Genomic DNA, 18,446 nt, shown 5'->3' on the forward strand with positions numbered 1-18,446 from the left:
CATGAAGCGTTTAAAAAGCAGTTAATAGCGGTGGAATGAGGACATTGCGTTGACCCCCGGGCAGAACACGACCACCGGGCTGCGTGCCCGCAAGAAGCGCCGTACCCGCGACGCCCTGTTGCGTGTGGCGCTCGAACTGTTCACCACCCAGGGGTACGAACAGACCACCATCGACGAGATCACGGACGCCGTGGAGGTGTCCCAGCGCACCTTCTTCCGCTATTTCGCCAGCAAGGAGGAGGCCGCCTTCGCCGTCGTCGACATGGTCGAGAACAAGTTCGTCGACTCGCTGCGCGCCCGGCCCGCCGACGAGACCCCGTTCGAGGCGATGCGCAACGCCGTCGAGTCGGCCTGGGACTCCGTCAGCGAGGCGCTCGACGCCGTCGTCCCGGTCGAGCTCTATATGCGCACCTATCTGTTGATCGAGTCGACTCCGGCCCTGATCGCCGTCCATCTGCGGCGCACCGCTGAGCTGGAGGAGGGGATCGCCCAACTGATCGCCGACCGCGAGGGCCTGGATGTGAACACCGATCCCCGACCGCGCGTCGCCGTCGCCTCGTTCACCGGCGTCATGCGGGTGACCGGCAAGATCTGGGGACGTGGCCGGGTCGCGAGCGTGGAGGCGCTCCAGGAGGTCACCCGGGCCTATCTCGACCACTTGGGCCCCGCGCTCGCCGGGAACTGGCGGACGCCCGGATGTGACAAAGGCCGCAGGCCCGCCTGAGCGAATCCGCCTGATGACACGTCAGCGACGCGCCGGAGCGTAGACACCGCCCGCACGCCCGGTGCGGTTACCCTCGGTCCAATCCTCCTTGGCGCGTGATCTGACTCACCCTCGTCACGAGGGTCCCCGCGCTCGTCCTAGGCTGAGCGGTAGTGACTTCCTTCGACTCCTCACCCACCCTCAACGCATGGCGCGCTCTCCTCGCTCTCGCCGTGGTGTTCGTGATGCTGACATCCACCGGCTGGACAGCCGTGGCGAACCAGCGCGGTCCCGGCGAGCCACTGAAGCTCGCCCTCAGCGCGTGGGAGAGGGGCCGGATAGGCGTCCGTCAGCTGCCGAGCCCCGACGCGTCGCCGAAGCGGCTCGCCGCCTTCTTCGCCTCCCTCACCCGGGGACAGCAGGAACGGCTGGCCGCCAAGTACCCGCTGGTCGTGGGCAATCTCAACGGCGCCCCGGTCACCCTGCGCTATCGCGCCAACCGGCTGGCCCTGATGCAGGCGCGCACGGTGGAGGAGCGCCGTATGCGTGACACCAGACTGTCGGCCGACGGCCGTCAACAAGCGGGCCGCCGGATGAACCGTTACGAGTCGATGCTCGGCGGCGGCCGGCAGATCCTCGCGTTCGACCCGTCGGGCAAGGGCCGGGCGGCCGAGGTCCTCGGGGACCTCGACCGCGCCGAACGCGTCTCCGTCATCGTGCCCGGAGTCGACACCAATGTGCTGACGTTCGAGCGGACCAGCCGCTGGTACAGCGCGCCGGCCGGCATGGCCGAGTCGCTGTACGCCGCGGAGCGGACCGCCGACGCCGACACCAGTACCGCCGTCATCGCCTGGGCCGACTACACCGCGCCCTCCGGTCTCGGGGTGGACGCGGCGATCGGCAAGCTCGCGGAGGACGGTGCCGTACGGCTCACCGCGCTGACCGCCGCGCTGCCGGGGACGTCACGGGTCTCGCTCTTCTGCCACAGCTACGGCTCCGTGGTGTGCGGGGTCGCCGCACACGCGCTGCCGGGCAGGGTCACGGACGTGGCGGTCGCGGGCAGCCCCGGCATGCGGGTCGGGAACGCCGCGCAGCTGCGCACGGACGCGTACGTGTGGGCCATGCGGGACCGTGACGACTGGATCCAGGACGTCCCGTACATGGCGGTCGGCGGACTCGGCCACGGTGCCGATCCGGTGGCCCGGGGCTTCGGGGCGCGGGTGATCTCGGCGCGCGGGGCGATCGGTCACGCCGGCTACTTCCAGCCGGGTACGGAGAGCCTCGACAACTTCGCGGAGATCGGGGTGGGTTCGTACCCCACGGTGAGCTGCGCGGACGGCGCCGACGCCTGCCGGAGCGGCATCCCGGACAGCGACTGAGAACGGGGGGCGTGCGGGGGCGCGGGGGCGGGTCCCCCGTCTGACGCGCGTAGAATTCCCCCGTTGGGGCAGGCGACGCACGGGCGCCCGCCGCCTACGATGAAGCACATGGGTGATGTGCTTCAGGGGATCCATGCCACCTGGGAGTTCGAAAGCGACTCCGTGCTCATCCGCTTCGAACGGGGGATCCGGACGCCGAAGCTCTTTCAGGCGCTGGGCGAACGCCGCATCCCCCACGAGGCGTTGTCATCGGTGACGCTCACTCCCGGCAGACGCGGGACGGTGGTGCTGCACGCTGTGCCGCGAGCCGGCGCCGACCCTCTCACGGAGGCGGCGGCCGGGCAGCTCAAAGTAAGCGGCGATCCTTACCGGCTGGTGCTGCCGGCCGAGCGCGAGACCCTCGCGGAGTACTACGCCGACGAGTTGCGGGCCGCGCTCGCCCGGGTCCGGCCGACCGGGGCCGGGTCCTTACGGGACGAGCGGGAGCCCGCCGAGCGCTATCTGGTGACCGCGCCGGAGCCACCGCTCCAGTTCAAGGCGTACGACGCCAAGGCGTCCTTCGACGGGGACCGCGTGTCGTTCCGCTGGTTCTGGACGGGGGCCTCCTCCGCCAAGTGGAAGGCGGGCGACCAGAGTCTCCCGGTCGGCGAGCTCCAGGGCGTCGAGTGGCGCTCCCCCGAACTCTTCGACGGCTATCTGCGGCTGCTGCGGCGCGACGGGCCGGGCCCGGCGCGAGGGCAGCACGCCCAGGCGGACCACGATCCGGCGGCCGTCGTCTTCGGGCTGGGCTACGGACCGGTGCATGAGTCGCTGCCGTTCGCGGCGGCGGTTCTGGAGGCGGTCCAGGCCGCGGCGACGGGCCGCGCCGCCGTCCCGGTCCACGCGGTGGTCCCCGCCCGGCGCGATCCGGCCGACGTGGCGGAGCGGATCCGGCACCTCGGCGAGCTGCACAGCGCGGGTCTGGTGACGGACGACGAGTTCAGCGCGAAGAAGGCGGAGCTGCTGGCGGAGCTGTGACCCACCCCGATCCGCTGTGACCCACCCCGGTCCGCTACGACCTACCCCGGTCTCCGGGCCGTGACGTCATACTGCGGTATGACCTTCGGACCGCCTCCTCGGTATGACGCCGGACCGTGCGGTGCTGCCTAGGCTGAGCAGGTCATGAGTACCCCACCACCGCCGTCGTCGCCGCCCCGTCCGGCCGGGCCGCCCCGGCCGTCGTCGCCACCCTCGCCACCCCGCTCCGCCCCGTGGCGTGAGGGAGCGCGCGCTCTCCTCAGTGCGCTGCGTACACCGGCGCAGTCCACCGAGCCGCTGTTCGCGCGGGCGCCCAGGCGATGGCAGCGGCTGGCGCCGTATGTGGTGCTCTTCGGCTTCGCCGTGACCCTGCTGCCGACCACCACCACGGTCCTGGTCCAGGACTACCGGCTGGGCGGCGGCTGGTCCGGGGCGCTGGCCACCGCGCAGGCCGCGCCTCTGCTGCTCGCCGTGAGCCGGCCGCTCCAGGCCTGGTGGATCATCTTCACCGCCGATGTCGTGGGCGGGATCCTGCTCCAGAGCGCGGACGGGATCGCGGGCCGCCCCTGGCCGTGGACCCCCATGGTGATCGTCGGCTATCTGGCGCTGATGATCTGTCTGGGGCTGCGCGAATCGCGTCGTACCCTGCTCGCGGTCTGGCTGGCGACCGGCGCGGCCGGATTCTTCTTCGAGCTGATCTCGCAGGACCGCAGCGACGGCACCCATCTGCTGCTGTTCGTCCTCAGCGGCGTCTTCCTCGTCGTGACGGCGGCACTGCGCGAACGGGGCGACGCCCAGCGCAGACTGGTGGAGCAGGAGACCATCAGTGAGGCCGAGCGCTCCCGGCGCACGCTGCTGGAGGAGCGCGCCCGTATCGCGCGTGAGCTGCACGATGTGGTGGCGCACCATATGTCGGTGATCACGGTCCAGGCGGACTCGGCGCCGTACCGGATCGACGGCCTGCCGGACTCCGCGCGCGAGGAGTTCTCCACCATCGCGGCGAGCGCGCGGGAGTCCCTGACGGAGATGCGGCGGCTGCTCGCGGTCCTCCGCAGCGACGGTACGGACGGCGAGCGCGCCCCGCAGCCGGGGCTCGACCGGGTGCAGCAGCTGGTGGAGGCGACGGTACGGGCGGGGGTACCGGCCGAAGTGTCGCTCCCCGCCGAGCTGGGGCCGGTCCCGCCGGCCGTGGATCTCTCCGCGTACCGGATCGTGCAGGAGGCGCTGGCCAATGTGGTGCGGCACGCGTCCGGCGCGCCGACCCGGGTCTCGGTGGTCTCCGACGGCGACTGGCTGACCGTCCTGATCGTCAACGGCCCCGGCGCCGAGCGCACTTCACCGCTGGAGACCGGCGGAACGGGCCACGGCCTGATCGGGATGCGGGAGCGCGTACGGTTGACCGGCGGCACGCTCGACACCGGGCTGCTGCCGGACGGCGGCTTCCGGGTCGCCGCGCGGCTCCCGCTGACCGACGCGAACGCCCCGTCGGCCACGTCTTCCTCTCATGGCTCCACAGGTCCCACAGGTCCCACCGGCTCCGCGGACTCCACCGGATCCGCAGACTCCACCGACGTCACCGGCCCGGCCGGTCCGGCCCCGAAGGACGCTCCTTGACCATCCGCGTGATCATCGTCGACGACCAGGCCATGGTGCGCGCGGGCTTCGCCGCTCTGCTGTCGGCGCAGGCCGATATCGATGTGGTGGGTGAGGCGCCCGACGGCCGCCGGGGCATCGAGGTGAGCCGCTCCGTCCACCCGGATGTGGTCCTGATGGACGTCCGCATGCCGGAGATGGACGGACTGGCCGCCGCCCGCGAGCTGTTGAGCCCGCCGGTGGGGGTGGCGCATCTGCCGAAGGTGCTGATGCTGACCACCTTCGACGTCGACGACTATGTCTACGAGGCGCTGCGCGCCGGGGCGTCGGGCTTCCTGCTCAAGGACGCGCCGCCGGCCGATCTCATCGCGGCGGTACGGATCGTCGCGGCCGGTGAGGCGCTGCTCGCGCCGTCCGTGACCCGGCGGCTGATCGCGGACTTCGCCCAGCAGCGCCCCGCCCGTGGCCGCAAGGACCCCACGCTGCGGCTGAGCGGCCTCACACCCCGGGAGACCGAGGTGCTCGAACTGATCGCCAGGGGGCTGTCCAACCAGGAGATCGCCGATCATCTCGTCGTCGCCGAACAGACGGTGAAGACCCATATCGGCCGCGTCCTGTCCAAGCTCTCCCTGCGCGACCGCGCGCAGGCGGTGATCTTCGCGTACGAGTCGGGGCTGGTCACCCCGGGCGACGCGCCCGCCTGACCCCGACTCCCCCGGGTTCCCTCGTACAGCACCGCCGCGCACGGGCGCGCACCGGCGCGCACCGGCGCGCGGCCGTGCGGACCGGCGCGGACCGGGTGGACCGGCACCCCCACTACCCCGGTATGACACGGCGGTTGGCTCCCCGGTGTGATGTCCGGCCACACACCCTCTTCCTACCTTCCTCCTCGCCATCACAGGGAGCGAGCGGGAAGAGGAGACGGGAATGCGCCGCTACAGGAGGACCCTGGTCGCCGCCGCACTGGCGACGACCATGGTCGGGGGAACAGCGGGCTGGGCCTCGGGCAGCAGCCAACGGCCCGTCACGGGACCGCCCGTGGGAAGCGCCGCCTGGCGCGCGGACGACTCGCTCGGCCGGGCACTGCCCGACCCGGCGACCGCCACGCCCGGTCAAGTCGCCGCGTTCTTCGCCACGCTGACGCCACGTCAGAGTCAATCGCTCGTCAGCCGCCATCCGCTGGTCGTCGGCAATCTCGACGGGGCGCCGGTCGCACTGCGGTACGAGGCCAACTCCCGCGCGGTACGGGCCGAGCACGACCCCCGGTACGAACGGCTCGCGGAGCCCGGACGGCAGATCCTCGCCTTCGACCCGCGCGGCCGGGGCCAGGTCGCCGAGGTGTACGGGGATCTGGCGACCGCACGCCATGTGTCCGTCGTCGTACCAGGTTCGGACATCGACGCGGCGACCTTCGACCGTACGAACGATCCGTACGGCGCCCCCGCTGGCATGGCCGGATCGCTGCGGGCCGCGACGGGCGGCCGTACCGCCGTGATCGCCTGGGCCGGATACACCACACCCGTCGGGTTCGGTCTCGACGTGGCCACCGGGGATCTCGCCGAGGCGGGGGCCGGCCGGCTGGCCCGGTTCACCCAGGGGCTCACGGCGGCCGGGGTCGGGAAGCCCGCGCTGTTCTGCCACAGCTATGGCGCGGTGGTGTGCGGGCTCGCCGCCTCCGAGGTGAACGCCACCGACATCGTGGTGCTCGGCGCCCCTGGAATGCGGGCCGGGCACAGGGCGGACCTCCAAACCGACGCACGGGTCTGGGCCGCCAAGGATCCCTCCGACTGGATCTCCAAGGTCCCCCATGTCGAGATCGCGGGCCTGGGCCATGGCCAGGACCCGACCGCCCCGTCCTTCGGTGCCCGCCGGGTGCCCGCCGAGCTGGCCGAGGGCCATAACGGTTACTTCGTCCCCGGCACGGACTCGCTCCGCGCCTTCGCCGCCATCGCCCAAGGCCGGATCACACAGAGCCAGATCACACAAGGCCAGGCCACACAGGGCCGGATCACGCAGGGCCAGACCACACAGGGAGAGGTCCGATGACGACACTCGCCACCGCGATCGAAAAGATCGAGGCACGGACCCCCGCCCACCGCGACCGCGCGATCGACGGGCTGCGCGCCCTCGCGCTGCTCGCCGTACCCACCGGGCACTGGCTGCTCGGCGGCTTCACCCTGGACGACGACGGCGCGCTGCACAACGCCAGCCCCCTCGCCACCTTCGGCGGCTTCGCGCCGGTGAGCTGGGTGCTCCAGATGCTGGGCATCTTCTTCCTGGTCGGCGGATACGCCTCCGTGCTCTCGTACCGCAGAAGGACGTCCACCACCGCCGCCTGGCTCCGGCAGCGCGTGGTGCGGCTCGGCAGGCCCGTCCTCGGGGTGACGGCCGTCTGGGCGGCGGCGATGCCCCTGCTGTACGTGCTCGGCGTGCCCGGCACCACGCTGCGTACCGGATCGACGCTGGTGATCCAGCCGTTGTGGTTCGTCGGGGTCTATACGGTCGTCACCGCGCTGACCCCGTACTGTGTGCGCGCCGCACACAAGATGGGCGGCTGGGCCGCCGCTCCTCTGCTGGTGTCGGTCGCCGTCGTCGACTTCCTGCGCTACGGCCCCTATGCCGACACCATGCCGTCCTGGCTGAGCATGGTGAACATCCTGCCCGGCTGGCTCTTCGCGTATCAGCTCGGAGTCTCCTGGGGCGAGGGCCGGATCGGCCGGCGCGGGGCGCGTGTCCTGCTCATCGGCGGCACGCTGCTCTTCGCCGCGCTGCTGGTCGTCCTCCACTACCCGGCGTCGATGGTCGGCGTGCCCGGCGAGCTCCGTACCAACTCGCATCCGCCGTCCCTGCTGGTGCTCGCCCTGGCCGCCGCGCAGAGCGGCGCGGCGATCCTGCTGCGCGACCGGATCGCGCGGCTGCTGAGCAGGCCCGCGCTGTGGGCGCCGGTCGTCGTCATCAATCTGTGCGCGATGACGATCCTGTGCTGGCACCAGACGGCGATGCTCGCCACCGCCGTGCCCGCGTCCTTCCTCGGGCCGGTGGCCGGTCTGACGACCTCCCCCGACTCTCTCGGGTGGATCGTGGCGCGGCTGACCTGGATGCCGCTCTTCGCGACACTGCTCGTCCTCATCGGGCAGTACGCGCGCCGCTTCGACGCCCCGTGGCAGACCGGGACACGCGCGTCGAAGGCCCGCCGCGCGGCAGCGGGGCTGCTGGCGGCGGGCTTCGCGGTCTTCGCGCTGGGACTGGCGTGAGCGCCCGCGGCGGAGCCGGCGTCGGGGCGGGCGTCAGGGCGGGCGGCGGGGCGGGCGGCGAACCGTCCGGACTATTCGCGGCCGGCCGAGGTGAACGACATGTCGGTGTACCGGCCGCCGGCCACCTGGCCCGCGATCGGCTCCAGCAGCCGCAGCTCGCTCTCGGTGAGGACGAGCCGCGTGGCGGCGGTGTTCTCCTCGATCCGGCCGCGCTTGCGGGTCCCCGGGATCGGTACGACGGCCAGTCCGTACACCGCGGCCCGCTGCTGCACCCAGGCCAGCGCGACCTGCCCCAGGGTCGCGTTCCTGCCCTCGGCGATCTTGCGTACCGGGTCGAGCAGCGCGGCGTTCGCGGCGGCGTTGTCACCGGTGAACCGGGGCTGCTGGCGGCGGAAGTCGTCGGCGGCCAGCTCCTGGTCGGCGTGGACGAACGCGCCGGTCAGAAAGCCCCGGCCGAGCGGGGAGTACGGCACGAGCGCGACGCCCAGCTCGACGGCGGCCGGTACGGCGTTCGCCTCGATGTCGCGGCTGAACAGCGACCATTCCGACTGGAGGGCGGCGATCGGGTGTACGGCCGACGCGGCCCGCAGCTCGCGCCCGGTGACCTCGCTCAGCCCGAGGTGGCCGACCTTGCCCTCGCGCACCAGCTCGGCCATCGTGCCGACCGTCTCCTCGATGGGGACGTTCACATCGCGCCGGTGCATGTAGTAGAGGTCGATGTGGTCGACGCCGAGGCGCTTGAGGCTTCCCTCGACGCACTGGCGGACATAGGGCGCGTCATTGCGGACCGTCCGCTTGGTGGGGTCGGCCGGGTCGACGCCCAGGGCGAACTTGGTGGCGAGGACGATCTCGTCGCGGTGCGCCCGGACGAACGGCGCGATGAACTTCTCGTTCTCCCCGGCCCCGTAGACATCCGCCGTGTCGTACAGCGTCACGCCCAGCTCCAGGGCGCGTTCCAGCGTGGCCCGCGCCTCGTCGGCGTCCGTCGGCCCGTAGGACTGGCTCATTCCCATGCAGCCGAGTCCCTGGACACCGACCTCCGGTCCGCCGGTCCCGAGCCGTACCTTCTCGATCCTGCTGTCGCTCATCGGGGTTCAGACCCTCTCCGACGCCGTCCGGGCGCCCGCGTAAAAGCTGATCTTGTGGTCGAGTACGGCGACAGTGTCCTGTAGCTCCGCGATCCGCCGATGGACATCACGGCGTGTCCGCTCCAGCAGCTCCTGCCGCTCCTCGAACGTCTCCTCGCCCACCCGGATCAGCTCGGCGTACCGGACCATGTCCGCCACGGGCATGCCGGTGAGCCGCAGCTTCCCCACGAAGGCGAGCCAGTCCAGGTCCTTGTTGCTGAAGCGGCGCTGGCCGGTGTGCGACCGGTCCACATGCGGCATGAGGCCGATCCGCTCGTACCAGCGCAGGGTGTGCGCCGAGAGTCCGGTGAAGGCGACGACCTCGCTGATCGTGTAACGCGCCGCCCCATCGGGCCGTGGATGCGCGCGCGGCGCCGCTGCGCAGTCGTCCACGCGGGCCGTCTGTACGGGGGTGCTCTCCGTCAGCGTCATGTCCTCAACGCTAGATCCTTGGAGCGCACTCCAAGCAAGCGGAAATGTCGGCGAGTTTCGGCTGAGGCGAACCGCCGCACGCCGCCCTGGGCTTCGCCCGTACCCCCCGGCCCCTCGATGCGGCTGGCACTCTCGCTAACCTCGTCACCATGCAGAGCCTGGCGATGATCGAGAACTGGCCGGTGCCGAACGCCGCGGCCGCCGTCGTACGGGCGGACGGCACCGTCGCCGGGTCGTACGGCCCCACGGCGCGGCGGTTTCCGCTCGCTTCCGTGACCAAGCCGCTGGCCGCGTACGCGGCGCTGGTGGCGTACGAGGAGGGGGCGGTCGAGCTGGACGAACCGGCCGGGCCCGAGGGGGCGACCGTCCGGCATCTGCTCGCCCACACCAGCGGTCTGGCCTTCGACGAGCACCGCGTGGCCAACGCGCCGGGCACCCGCCGGCTCTACTCCAACGCGGGCTTCGAGGTGCTCGGCGACCATATCGCCAAGGCCACCGGGATCGCGTTCGCCGACTATCTCCGCGAGGCGGTGTTCGAGCCGCTCGGCATGGCCGCGACCTCGCTGCCCGAGCACGGGTCCCCGGCCAGGGACGCGGTCTCGACCGTCGACGATCTGGCGCGGTTCGCCGCCGAACTCCAGGCGCCCCGGCTGCTGGACGCGCGCACCGTCCTGGAGGCGATGACCGTCGTCCATCCCGGGCTCTCCGGCGTGCTGCCCGGCTACGGCTTCCAGAAGAACAACGACTGGGGCCTCGGCATGGAGATCCGGGACGCCAAGTCGCCGCACTGGACGGGCGCCTCGTCCTCGCCGCGCACCTTCGGGCACTTCGGGCAGTCCGGTACGTTCCTGTGGGTCGACCCGGACGCGGGCGCGGCCTGTGTGGCGCTGGCCGACCGGGGCTTCGGGCCATGGGCGGTCGAGGCCTGGCCGCCGTTCACCGACGCGGTCCTCGCCGAGCTGTCCGCCTGAACTCCCGGGCTGAGCGCTCACCCCCAGCGCTCACCCCCCAGTGCTCAGCCCGACATCTCCCAGAGCAGTACCTCCGCCGCCGGGCCCGCGGTCAGTCCGAGCCCTTCCGCGTCCGTGATCCGCGCCGAGTCCCCGGGCCCCAGCGCGGGCGCTTCCCCTTCCGCGCCTCCCGCGCCATCGATCCGTACCCCGCCGCGCACCACATGGACGTACACCCGGCGCGCGTCCGGCACGGCCGAGCGCTCGCCCTCGCGCAGGCGCCGTACGTGCAGCATGGCCCCGGCCCCCGGCAGGGCGTACGGCGTGGCGTCGGCGATGCCCCGCACCACCTCGTACGCGGGCTCGCCGCCCGGCTCCAGCGGCGCGAGCCACATCTGTACGAAGACCAGCGGCCGGTCGCCGTCGTTGCGCTCCACATGCCGTACCCCGCCGGCCGAGCTGAGCCGCTGGACGTCCCCCGGCCGCACGACGGTGGCGTGCCCGGCCGAATCGCGGTGCGTCAGCTCGCCCTCGACGACCCAGGTGACGATCTCCGTATGACTGTGCGGGTGCTCGTCGAACCCGGCGCCGGGCGCGAGCCGCTCCTCGTTGCAGGCGAGGACCGCGCCGAAGCGCAGATTGTCCGGATCGTAGAAGCGCCCGAAGGAGAAGGCGTGCAGGGACTCGATGCCCGCCGAGGGGTCGCCGCCGACATACCGCTGCGCTGCGTACCGTACGAGAATCACGGCTTCACGGTAGGCGCTCCGGCGGGGATGGCACGAGACGCCCGGCGACCCCGGCCCCGCAGGCAGTGGCCCCGATAAGGCACTCTTGACCCGTGGCTGAACCCTCGAACGAACCCCATCCGCACCCCGCGACGCTGCGGCGGCTGGAGCAGTCCTCAGGACGGCTCGCCGCGAACGCCATCGCCCGCATGGACGAGACGCTGCCGTGGTACCGCGCGATGCCGCCGGAGAACCGTTCCTGGATCGGGCTGGTCGCCCAGGCCGGTATCGCCGCGTTCACCGAATGGTTCCGCCACCCCGAGACCCCGCAGGCCATCTCCACCGATGTCTTCGGCACGGCCCCGCGCGAGCTGACGCGGGCGATCACCCTGCGCCAGACCGTCGAGATGGTACGGACCACGATCGAGGTCATGGAGACGGCGATCGAGGAGGTCGCCGCCCCGGGCGACGAGTCCGCGCTGCGCGAGGCGCTGCTCGTGTACGCGCGGGAGATCGCCTTCGCGACGGCGCAGGTGTACGCGCAGGCCGCCGAGGCACGCGGCGCGTGGGACGCGCGGCTGGAGTCGCTCGTCGTGAACGCCGTGCTCTCCGGGGAGGCCGACGAAGGCGCCGTCTCCCGGGCGGCGGCGCTCGGCTGGAACTCCCCCGAACATGTCTGCGTCCTGCTCGGCACCGCCCCGGACGAGGACAGCGAACTGACCGTGGAGGCGATCCGCCGGGCGGCCCGGCACGCCAAACTCCAGGTCCTCACCGGCGTGCTCGGCGACCGGCTCGTGGTGATCGCGGGCGGCAGCGACAATCCGCTCCAGGTCGCCAAGGCGCTGATCGGCCCGTACGCGGCGGGCCCCGTCGTGGCGGGCCCGGTGGTGCCCGATCTGCTGGCCGCCACGAAGTCCGCGCAGGCCGCGGCGGCCGGCCTCAAGGCGTGTTTCGCCTGGCAGGACGCACCGCGCCCGGTGCTCGCGGACGATCTGCTGCCGGAGCGCGCGATCGCCTCCGACCCCGCCGCGCGCGAGCAGCTGGTGGAGGAGATCTACAGACCGCTGGAGGAAGCGGGGTCCGCGCTGCTGGAGACTCTGAGTGTCTATCTGGAGCAGGCGAGCAGTCTTGAGGGCGCGGCGAGGATGCTGTTCGTGCACCCCAACACCGTGCGCTACCGGCTGCGACGTGTGACTGACGTCACCGGATGGTCACCCTCCGATGTGAGGTCCGCGTTCACGCTGCGGATTGCCCTGATCCTGGGACGCTTGGCCGACGGAGATCCGCAGACCTAGACTTTTGTCGTACTCCAACAATTCCCCTAGCGGTTCTTCGTTCCCCTCCCCACGGGCGGTGAAGACCCTTCGCAAGAGAGAGTGTGAGGGTGCTCGTACTCGTCGCTCCCGGCCAAGGCGCTCAGACGCCCGGCTTCCTGACTCCCTGGCTCGACCTTCCCGGCGCCGAAGACCGGCTGCGGGCATGGTCGGCCGCCATCGACTTGGATCTGGTCCACTACGGCACGGACGCCGACGCGGACGAGATCAGGGACACCGCCGTGGCCCAGCCGCTGCTGGTCGCCGCCGCCCTGCTCTCCGCCCGTCAGCTCTTCCCCACCACCGAGGACGTGGCGCGCCACATCGGTGTCACGGCCGGCCACAGCGTCGGTGAACTGGCCGCCGCGGCGCTGGCCGGTGTGGTCCCCGACGAGGTGGCCCTGTCGCTGGTACGCGCCCGGGGCATGGCGATGGCCGAGGCCGCCGCGATCACGGAGACCGGGATGTCGGCGCTGCTCGGCGGCGACCCGGAGACCACCCTCGCGCATCTGGAGAAGCTCGGTCTGACCCCCGCCAATGTGAACGGCGCGGGCCAGATCGTCGCGGCCGGCACGCGTGAGCAACTCGCGGCGCTGGAGGCCGACATGCCGGAGGGCGTACGGCGCGTGGTGGCGCTCAAGGTCGCCGGCGCGTTCCACACGCACCACATGGCGCCCGCGGTCGAGAAGCTCGACACGGCCGCGCGTTCCGTCTCCGTCGCCGACCCGGTCGTACCGTACGTCTCGAACCGCGACGGGCAGGCCGTCGCCACCGGTTCCGGAATCGTGACCCGCCTGGTGGGCCAGGTCGCCAACCCGGTCCGCTGGGACCTCTGCATGGAGACCTTCAAGGAGCGGGGTGTGACCGCGCTGATCGAGCTGTGCCCCGGCGGCACCCTGACGGGTATCGCCAAGCGCGCCCTGCCCGGTGTGCGGACCCTCGCCCTGAAGAAACCGGACGACCTCGACGCGGCTCGCACGCTGATCGCCGAACACTCCTCCACGGCTGAATAGGAGTCAGAGAGCATGTCGAAGATCAAGCCCAGCAAGGGCGCCCCGTACGCGCGCATCATGGGCGTGGGCGGCTACCGCCCGACCCGGGTCGTGCCGAACGAGGTGATCCTCGAAACGATCGACTCCTCCGACGAGTGGATCCGCTCCCGCTCCGGCATCGCGACCCGCCACTGGGCCTCCCCGGAGGAGACGGTCGCCGCGATGTCCATCGAGGCGTCCGGCAAGGCCATCGCGGACGCCGGGATCACCCCGGAGCAGATCGACGGCGTGATCGTCTCCACCGTCTCGCACTTCAAGCAGACCCCGGCCGTCGCGACCGAGATCGCGGACAGGATCGGCGCGGGCAGGCCCGCCGCGTTCGACATCTCCGCGGGCTGCGCCGGCTTCGGCTACGGACTGACCCTGGCCAAGGGCATGGTCATCGAGGGCTCGGCGCGGTACGTACTGGTCATCGGCGTCGAGCGGCTCTCGGACCTGACCGATCTGGAGGACCGCGCGACGGCCTTCCTGTTCGGCGACGGCGCGGGCGCCGTGGTCGTCGGACCCGCCAAGGAGCCGATGATCGGCCCCACCGTCTGGGGCTCCGAGGGCGACAAGTCCGACACCATCAAGCAGACCGTGCCGTGGGACGCCTACCGCGACGGAACGGTGGAGAAGTTCCCGGCCATCACGCAGGAGGGCCAGGCGGTCTTCCGCTGGGCCGTCTTCGAGATGGCGAAGGTGGCCCAGCAGGCGCTGGACGCCGCCGGAATCAGCTCCGCCGACCTGGACGTCTTCATTCCGCACCAGGCCAATATGCGGATCATCGACTCGATGGTGAAGACTCTGAAACTGCCGGAGAGCGTCACGGTCGCCCGTGACGTGGAGACCACTGGCAACACCTCGGCCGCCTCGATCCCGCTCGCGATGGAGCGGCTCCTGGCGACCGGACAGGCGAAGAGTGGCGACACCGCGCTCGTCATCGGCTTCGGGGCGGGTCTTGTCTACGCCGCGACGGTCGTTACCCTCCCCTAGGCACACCGGAACTTTCCGGAGCGTGTTCCGATATATCCCTCTGCTCAACATCGAAGGAGCGCCAACATGGCCGCCACCCAGGAAGAGATCGTCGACGGTCTCGCCGAGATCGTTAATGAGATCGCCGGTATCCCGGTCGAGGACGTCCAGCTGGACAAGTCCTTCACCGACGATCTGGATGTCGACTCGCTGTCCATGGTCGAGGTCGTCGTCGCCGCCGAAGAGCGCTTCGACGTGAAGATCCCGGACGACGACGTCAAGAACCTCAAGACGGTTGGCGACGCCGCCAGCTACATCGCGAAGCACCAGGACGCCTGACCTCCTGACCTCTCGCGCTGACCCATCGCGCGGCATCCGCCACCCGGTGGTGGCGCCGTAAAAATTCAGCACCCTCTACACGTGGAGAAAGAATTCCAGTGAACTCGACCAATCGCACCGTGGTCGTCACCGGTATCGGCGCAACCACACCACTGGGTGGCGACAGCGCAACGACCTGGGAGGGTCTGCTCGCGGGCCGCTCCGGAGTACGTCCGCTCGAAGGCGAACGTTTCGCCCAGCTGCCGGTCCGTATCGCGGCGGCCGCCGCGGTCGACCCGGGCGATGTCCTGCCCCGCCCGCTCGCCCGCCGGCTGGACCGCTCGGCGCAGTTCGCGCTGATCGCGGCCAGGGAGGCCTGGGCGGACGCGGGTTACACCGCCATGGCCGGGGAGGACACCTCGGTCGACCCCGACCGGCTCGGTACCGTGATCGCCTCCGGCATCGGCGGCGTGACCACCCTGCTCGACCAGTACGACGTGCTCAAGGAGCGGGGCGAACGCCGTGTCTCCCCGCACACCGTGCCGATGCTGATGCCCAACAGCCCCTCCGCCAACGTCAGCCTGGAAGTGGGCGCCCGCGCGGGCGTGCACACCCCGGTCTCCGCCTGCGCGTCGGGCGCCGAGGCCGTCGGCTACGCGGTGGAGATGATCCGTACCGGCCGCGCCGACGTAGTCGTCGCCGGTGGTACGGAAGCTGCCATCCACCCCCTGCCCATCGCGGCGTTCGCCAACATGATGGCGATGTCCAAGAACAACGACGAGCCCACCAAGGCCTCGCGCCCGTACGACAAGGGCCGCGACGGCTTCGTCCTCGGTGAGGGCGCCGGCGTGGTCGTCCTGGAGTCGGCCGAGCACGCGGCCAAGCGCGGCGCGCGGGTCTACTGCGAGCTGCTGGGCCAGGGCCTGTCCTCGGACGCCCACCACATCGCGCAGCCCGAGCCCACCGGCCGCGGTATCGCCAAGGCCATGGAGAACCTCCTCGACCAGACGGACCTCAAGCCGGCCGAGGTCATGCACCTCAACGCGCACGCCACGTCGACGCCGCAGGGCGATGTCGCCGAGATCAAGGCGCTGCGCCGGGTGCTCGGCGACGATCTCGACCATGTCGCGGTCTCCGCGACGAAGTCGATGACGGGCCATCTGCTGGGCGGCGCGGGCGGTATCGAGACCGTGGCGACGGTCCTCGCGCTCTACCACCGCAAGGCCCCGCCGACGATCAATGTCGATGATCTGGACGAGGATGTCGTCGCGGACATCGTCGTCGACGGCCCCCGCGATCTGCCCAGCGGCACGATCGCGGCGATCAACAACTCGTTCGGCTTCGGCGGCCACAACGTGGTGCTGGCGCTGCGTACGGTCTGACCGCGCGGCGGTCCCCGGCGGACCTTCGCCAGGCTCCGCCCCTGACGCCCGGCCCGGGATTTCCCGGCCGGGCGTCTCCGGTTTCCGCGCGGCGCGGCCGGTCGTCCAGGCCCGCCGGACAGGCCCTAAGGGGCCCAGTTCTGCGTCACGTATCGGAGCACGCCGTCGGTGCCGCGGACGAAGACGGACATCCGGCCGTCGGAGTGGTACGCGGGGACAGGGGCGCCCGCGAGCGCGCCGTTCAGAGGGGCGAAGTCCGTGAACTGGTCGCTGTTGACGGTCTTCTGGCCGGCGACCCACAGCGCGCGGTCGGGACCGGCCGCGAAGATCTGGAGTCGGCCGTCGAGCGGGGAACGGAACGGATACGGCGCGCCCGCCAGGCCGCCCCTGAGCGAACCCTCCGGGTTCCACGCGGCGTAGTCCCCCTGTCGGCCCAGGAAGCAGCCCGCCCCGTCCCGGCCCTGCCAGAAGACCCGGATCCGGCCGTCCGCGTCGAGTGCGGCCTTCGGGTCGGAGCGGGCCGGGGTCCTGGCGAGCCGCTCGAAGGGGATCCAGTCGCTGGTGGTGTCGGGGATCCGCTGCTCCGCGATCCACAGCTCGCCGTCGTCGCCCCGTACGAACACCGCCACCCGCCCGTCGGCCGCCAGGACCGGGCACGGGACACCCTCGGCGGCTCCGCCGATCGTGGCGGCGGGGGCCCAGACGGCGTACGCCACCGAGGTGTGGCTGACCGACCGGACCGTGTGGTCCGTACCCCGGTAGAACACCGAGATCCGCCCGTCGGCGTTGAGGACCGCGGCGGGATCGCCCGCGGCGCCGTCGGCCACCTTGACCGGGCGCGTGCCGGACTCCCCCGGGATCCGGCCGGCGAACAGTTCGTCACCCGGGGTGCGCCAGAAGACCCGTAGCAGTCGGTCACGGCCCAGGATCGCGGCGGGCACCCCGCTGATCCGGGCCCCGGGTAACTCCGTCCACGGGGACCAGCTCAGATCTCTGTTCTGCCGGATGAGGACCAGAGCGTGGTTCCGGCCTTCGGCGAGGACGGCCAACCGGCCGTCCGAGCGGGCGACCACGGCCGGATCGCTGACGAGAGTGCCTCCGAGCGGCCGGAAGGCACCCCAGACCGTTCCGGGTGTGGTCACGCCGCTCGTCCCCCTCCTGTCGTCTCCCGTCCCTGTGCGTCTGCCGCTCCGCGCACGAAGTCGCCGTATACGAAGGGTCGCAGCCGGACATAACGACACGCCCGGACCAGCCGGACGATCACCCCATCGGGGGAACGGGGTTTGAGGCCAGGAAGCAGAGCGGCCAGTGGAAGAGACCGGGCGGTGGCCGAGACCGGGACCGCGCCTCAGTCGTCGAAGCTCGCGAAGTACGTCGCCGCCATGTCGTCGTCGCCGTGCCCCTGGGCCTCCGCCCGGCGGAACCGCTCGGCGGACGCCGCCGCCACATCCAGCCGTACGCCCGCCGACGACCCGGCCTCCACGATCAGCCGGGCGTCCTTGCCCGCCGTCGCGACCGAGAAGCTCGGGGCGTAGTCGTCCTCCATGATGGCGGCGGCCTTGGCGTGGAGATAGCCGCAGTCCAGCGAGCCGCCGGCCACGGCCTCCAGAAAGTGCCGGGGGTCCACGTCGAGCCCCTTGGCCAGCGCGAGCGCCTCGGCCACACCGTTGGTGAGAGCGATCACCCAGCTGTTGCAGACGAGCTTCAGACGGCTCGCGGCGGCGGTGGAGCCGTCCTCGCCCAGCCAGACGGTCCGGCTGCCGATGGCGTCGAGCACGGACGCGAGCGGGCCGCGCGCCTCCTCGGGGCCCGCGGCCAGGATCACGAGGTCGCCGCTCTCGGCGGGCGCCTTCGTGCCGAGCACCGGTGCGTCGACGAAGACCAGCCCGTGATGACGGGCCAGATCGGCGAGTGAGGGAATGGCCCCGACACCCACGGTCGTCGTCTGGAGCCAGATGGCGCCGGGCCGCAGCCCGGGGCCGGCGGCCGTCACGGCCTCCACGGCGGCGGGGCCGTCGTACACCATCGTGAGGACGACATCCGCGTCGGCGACGGCCTCGGCGGGGGTCACGAAGGCCCGCGCGCCGTCGGCGACCAGCGCTTCGGCCTTGGCCGGGGTGCGGTTCCAGACCCGGACGTCATGTCCGGCGCGGCAGAGATTACGGGCCATCGCGGCGCCCATGATGCCGGTGCCGAGGACAGCTACTGCGAGGTGGTCAGCCATGGAGCCACGGTAGGACGGGAGAG

General features: G+C 71.7%; 18 protein-coding genes. 13 read left to right on the forward strand and 5 right to left on the reverse strand.

The genetic code is table 11. The features are described 5' to 3' along the window. Positions 1 to 49: 49 nt before the first annotated feature. From ACFRKB_RS11700 to ACFRKB_RS11730, 7 genes are all read left to right on the forward strand, one after another. The gene (locus tag ACFRKB_RS11700) at positions 50 to 724 is read left to right on the forward strand and encodes a TetR/AcrR family transcriptional regulator (protein WP_383105329.1); all 675 of its coding nucleotides are present in this window, start codon (positions 50 to 52) and stop codon (positions 722 to 724) included. Positions 725 to 876: 152 nt separating this feature from the next. After that, positions 877 to 2,082 carry an alpha/beta hydrolase gene (locus ACFRKB_RS11705; protein ID WP_383105330.1) on the forward strand — a complete coding sequence of 402 codons (1,206 nt, stop codon included), beginning with the start codon at positions 877 to 879 and terminating at the stop codon, positions 2,080 to 2,082. Between the two features lie 108 nt (positions 2,083 to 2,190). Further along, positions 2,191 to 3,099 (forward strand): DUF4429 domain-containing protein, encoded by a 909-nt coding sequence (locus ACFRKB_RS11710; RefSeq protein ID WP_383105332.1) that lies wholly within the window; start codon positions 2,191 to 2,193, stop codon positions 3,097 to 3,099. Positions 3,100 to 3,243: 144 nt separating this feature from the next. Beyond that, positions 3,244 to 4,713: a sensor histidine kinase gene (locus tag ACFRKB_RS11715; RefSeq protein WP_383105334.1), complete on the forward strand. Its 1,470-nt coding sequence runs from the start codon at positions 3,244 to 3,246 to the stop codon at positions 4,711 to 4,713. Then, positions 4,710 to 5,396 carry a response regulator gene (locus ACFRKB_RS11720; RefSeq protein WP_383105336.1) on the forward strand — a complete coding sequence of 229 codons (687 nt, stop codon included), beginning with the start codon at positions 4,710 to 4,712 and terminating at the stop codon, positions 5,394 to 5,396. The genes ACFRKB_RS11715 and ACFRKB_RS11720 overlap by 4 nt, the downstream gene beginning before the upstream one ends. Before the next feature lie 223 nt (positions 5,397 to 5,619). Beyond that, entirely contained in the window at positions 5,620 to 6,738 is a 1,119-nt protein-coding gene (locus ACFRKB_RS11725) for an alpha/beta hydrolase (protein WP_383105338.1), read from the forward strand. Then, positions 6,735 to 7,946, forward strand: coding sequence for an acyltransferase family protein (locus ACFRKB_RS11730; protein ID WP_383105339.1), 1,212 nt, complete (start codon positions 6,735 to 6,737; stop codon positions 7,944 to 7,946). Before ACFRKB_RS11725 ends, ACFRKB_RS11730 begins: the two co-directional genes overlap by 4 nt. A gap of 71 nt (positions 7,947 to 8,017) precedes the next feature. Here the strand turns inward: ACFRKB_RS11730 and ACFRKB_RS11735 are convergent, their stop codons facing one another. Beyond that, positions 8,018 to 9,034 (reverse strand): aldo/keto reductase, encoded by a 1,017-nt coding sequence (locus tag ACFRKB_RS11735; protein WP_383105341.1) that lies wholly within the window; start codon positions 9,032 to 9,034, stop codon positions 8,018 to 8,020. 6 nt (positions 9,035 to 9,040) lie between these two features. After that, complete coding sequence (locus ACFRKB_RS11740; protein ID WP_383105343.1) at positions 9,041 to 9,505, reverse strand: MerR family transcriptional regulator; 465 nt, start codon at positions 9,503 to 9,505, stop codon at positions 9,041 to 9,043. Positions 9,506 to 9,654: 149 nt separating this feature from the next. Here ACFRKB_RS11740 and ACFRKB_RS11745 point away from each other — a divergent pair, with 149 nt between their 5' ends. Beyond that, positions 9,655 to 10,476, forward strand: coding sequence for a serine hydrolase domain-containing protein (locus tag ACFRKB_RS11745; RefSeq protein WP_383105345.1), 822 nt, complete (start codon positions 9,655 to 9,657; stop codon positions 10,474 to 10,476). 44 nt (positions 10,477 to 10,520) lie between these two features. Here the strand turns inward: ACFRKB_RS11745 and ACFRKB_RS11750 are convergent, their stop codons facing one another. Then, complete coding sequence (locus tag ACFRKB_RS11750) at positions 10,521 to 11,201, reverse strand: pirin family protein (RefSeq protein ID WP_383105346.1); 681 nt, start codon at positions 11,199 to 11,201, stop codon at positions 10,521 to 10,523. A gap of 92 nt (positions 11,202 to 11,293) precedes the next feature. Between ACFRKB_RS11750 and ACFRKB_RS11755 the strand changes: the two genes are divergently transcribed. The 5 genes from ACFRKB_RS11755 (at position 11,294) to fabF (ending at position 16,199) form a co-directional block, all read left to right on the forward strand. Continuing rightward, complete coding sequence (locus ACFRKB_RS11755; protein WP_365971035.1) at positions 11,294 to 12,475, forward strand: PucR family transcriptional regulator; 1,182 nt, start codon at positions 11,294 to 11,296, stop codon at positions 12,473 to 12,475. An 89-nt stretch (positions 12,476 to 12,564) separates the two neighbouring features. Next, a complete protein-coding gene (locus ACFRKB_RS11760; protein ID WP_383105348.1) occupies positions 12,565 to 13,506 on the forward strand; it encodes an ACP S-malonyltransferase in 942 nt (313 codons plus the stop codon). A gap of 12 nt (positions 13,507 to 13,518) precedes the next feature. Beyond that, entirely contained in the window at positions 13,519 to 14,520 is a 1,002-nt protein-coding gene (locus tag ACFRKB_RS11765) for a ketoacyl-ACP synthase III (protein ID WP_383105350.1), read from the forward strand. Between the two features lie 66 nt (positions 14,521 to 14,586). Continuing rightward, positions 14,587 to 14,838, forward strand: a complete 252-nt coding sequence (locus ACFRKB_RS11770) for an acyl carrier protein (RefSeq protein WP_365971038.1) — start codon at positions 14,587 to 14,589, stop codon at positions 14,836 to 14,838. Positions 14,839 to 14,936: 98 nt separating this feature from the next. Next, positions 14,937 to 16,199 carry a beta-ketoacyl-ACP synthase II gene (gene fabF / locus ACFRKB_RS11775; RefSeq protein WP_383105352.1) on the forward strand — a complete coding sequence of 421 codons (1,263 nt, stop codon included), beginning with the start codon at positions 14,937 to 14,939 and terminating at the stop codon, positions 16,197 to 16,199. Positions 16,200 to 16,324: 125 nt separating this feature from the next. Here the strand turns inward: fabF and ACFRKB_RS11780 are convergent, their stop codons facing one another. Together ACFRKB_RS11780 and ACFRKB_RS11785 are read right to left on the reverse strand one after the other, a co-directional pair. After that, positions 16,325 to 17,341, reverse strand: coding sequence for a PLL family lectin (locus ACFRKB_RS11780; protein WP_383105354.1), 1,017 nt, complete (start codon positions 17,339 to 17,341; stop codon positions 16,325 to 16,327). 206 nt (positions 17,342 to 17,547) lie between these two features. After that, positions 17,548 to 18,423 (reverse strand): NAD(P)-dependent oxidoreductase, encoded by an 876-nt coding sequence (locus ACFRKB_RS11785; protein ID WP_383105356.1) that lies wholly within the window; start codon positions 18,421 to 18,423, stop codon positions 17,548 to 17,550. Positions 18,424 to 18,446: the final 23 nt, after the last annotated feature.

Origin of the sequence: Streptomyces scopuliridis (genome assembly GCF_042790125.1) — a bacterium.
Lineage (GTDB): Bacteria > Actinomycetota > Actinomycetes > Streptomycetales > Streptomycetaceae > Streptomyces > Streptomyces scopuliridis_A.

Coding starts and splice junctions, on each gene's coding strand:
- ACFRKB_RS11730 (WP_383105339.1), top strand. CDS start 6,735: ATGACGACACTCGCCACCGCGATCGAAAAGATCGAGGCACGGACCCCC.
- ACFRKB_RS11715 (WP_383105334.1), top strand. CDS start 3,244: ATGAGTACCCCACCACCGCCGTCGTCGCCGCCCCGTCCGGCCGGGCCG.
- ACFRKB_RS11735 (WP_383105341.1), bottom strand. CDS start 9,034: ATGAGCGACAGCAGGATCGAGAAGGTACGGCTCGGGACCGGCGGACCG.
- ACFRKB_RS11765 (WP_383105350.1), top strand. CDS start 13,519: ATGTCGAAGATCAAGCCCAGCAAGGGCGCCCCGTACGCGCGCATCATG.
- ACFRKB_RS11740 (WP_383105343.1), bottom strand. CDS start 9,505: ATGACGCTGACGGAGAGCACCCCCGTACAGACGGCCCGCGTGGACGAC.
- ACFRKB_RS11770 (WP_365971038.1), top strand. CDS start 14,587: ATGGCCGCCACCCAGGAAGAGATCGTCGACGGTCTCGCCGAGATCGTT.
- ACFRKB_RS11710 (WP_383105332.1), top strand. CDS start 2,191: ATGGGTGATGTGCTTCAGGGGATCCATGCCACCTGGGAGTTCGAAAGC.
- ACFRKB_RS11745 (WP_383105345.1), top strand. CDS start 9,655: ATGCAGAGCCTGGCGATGATCGAGAACTGGCCGGTGCCGAACGCCGCG.
- ACFRKB_RS11785 (WP_383105356.1), bottom strand. CDS start 18,423: ATGGCTGACCACCTCGCAGTAGCTGTCCTCGGCACCGGCATCATGGGC.
- ACFRKB_RS11725 (WP_383105338.1), top strand. CDS start 5,620: ATGCGCCGCTACAGGAGGACCCTGGTCGCCGCCGCACTGGCGACGACC.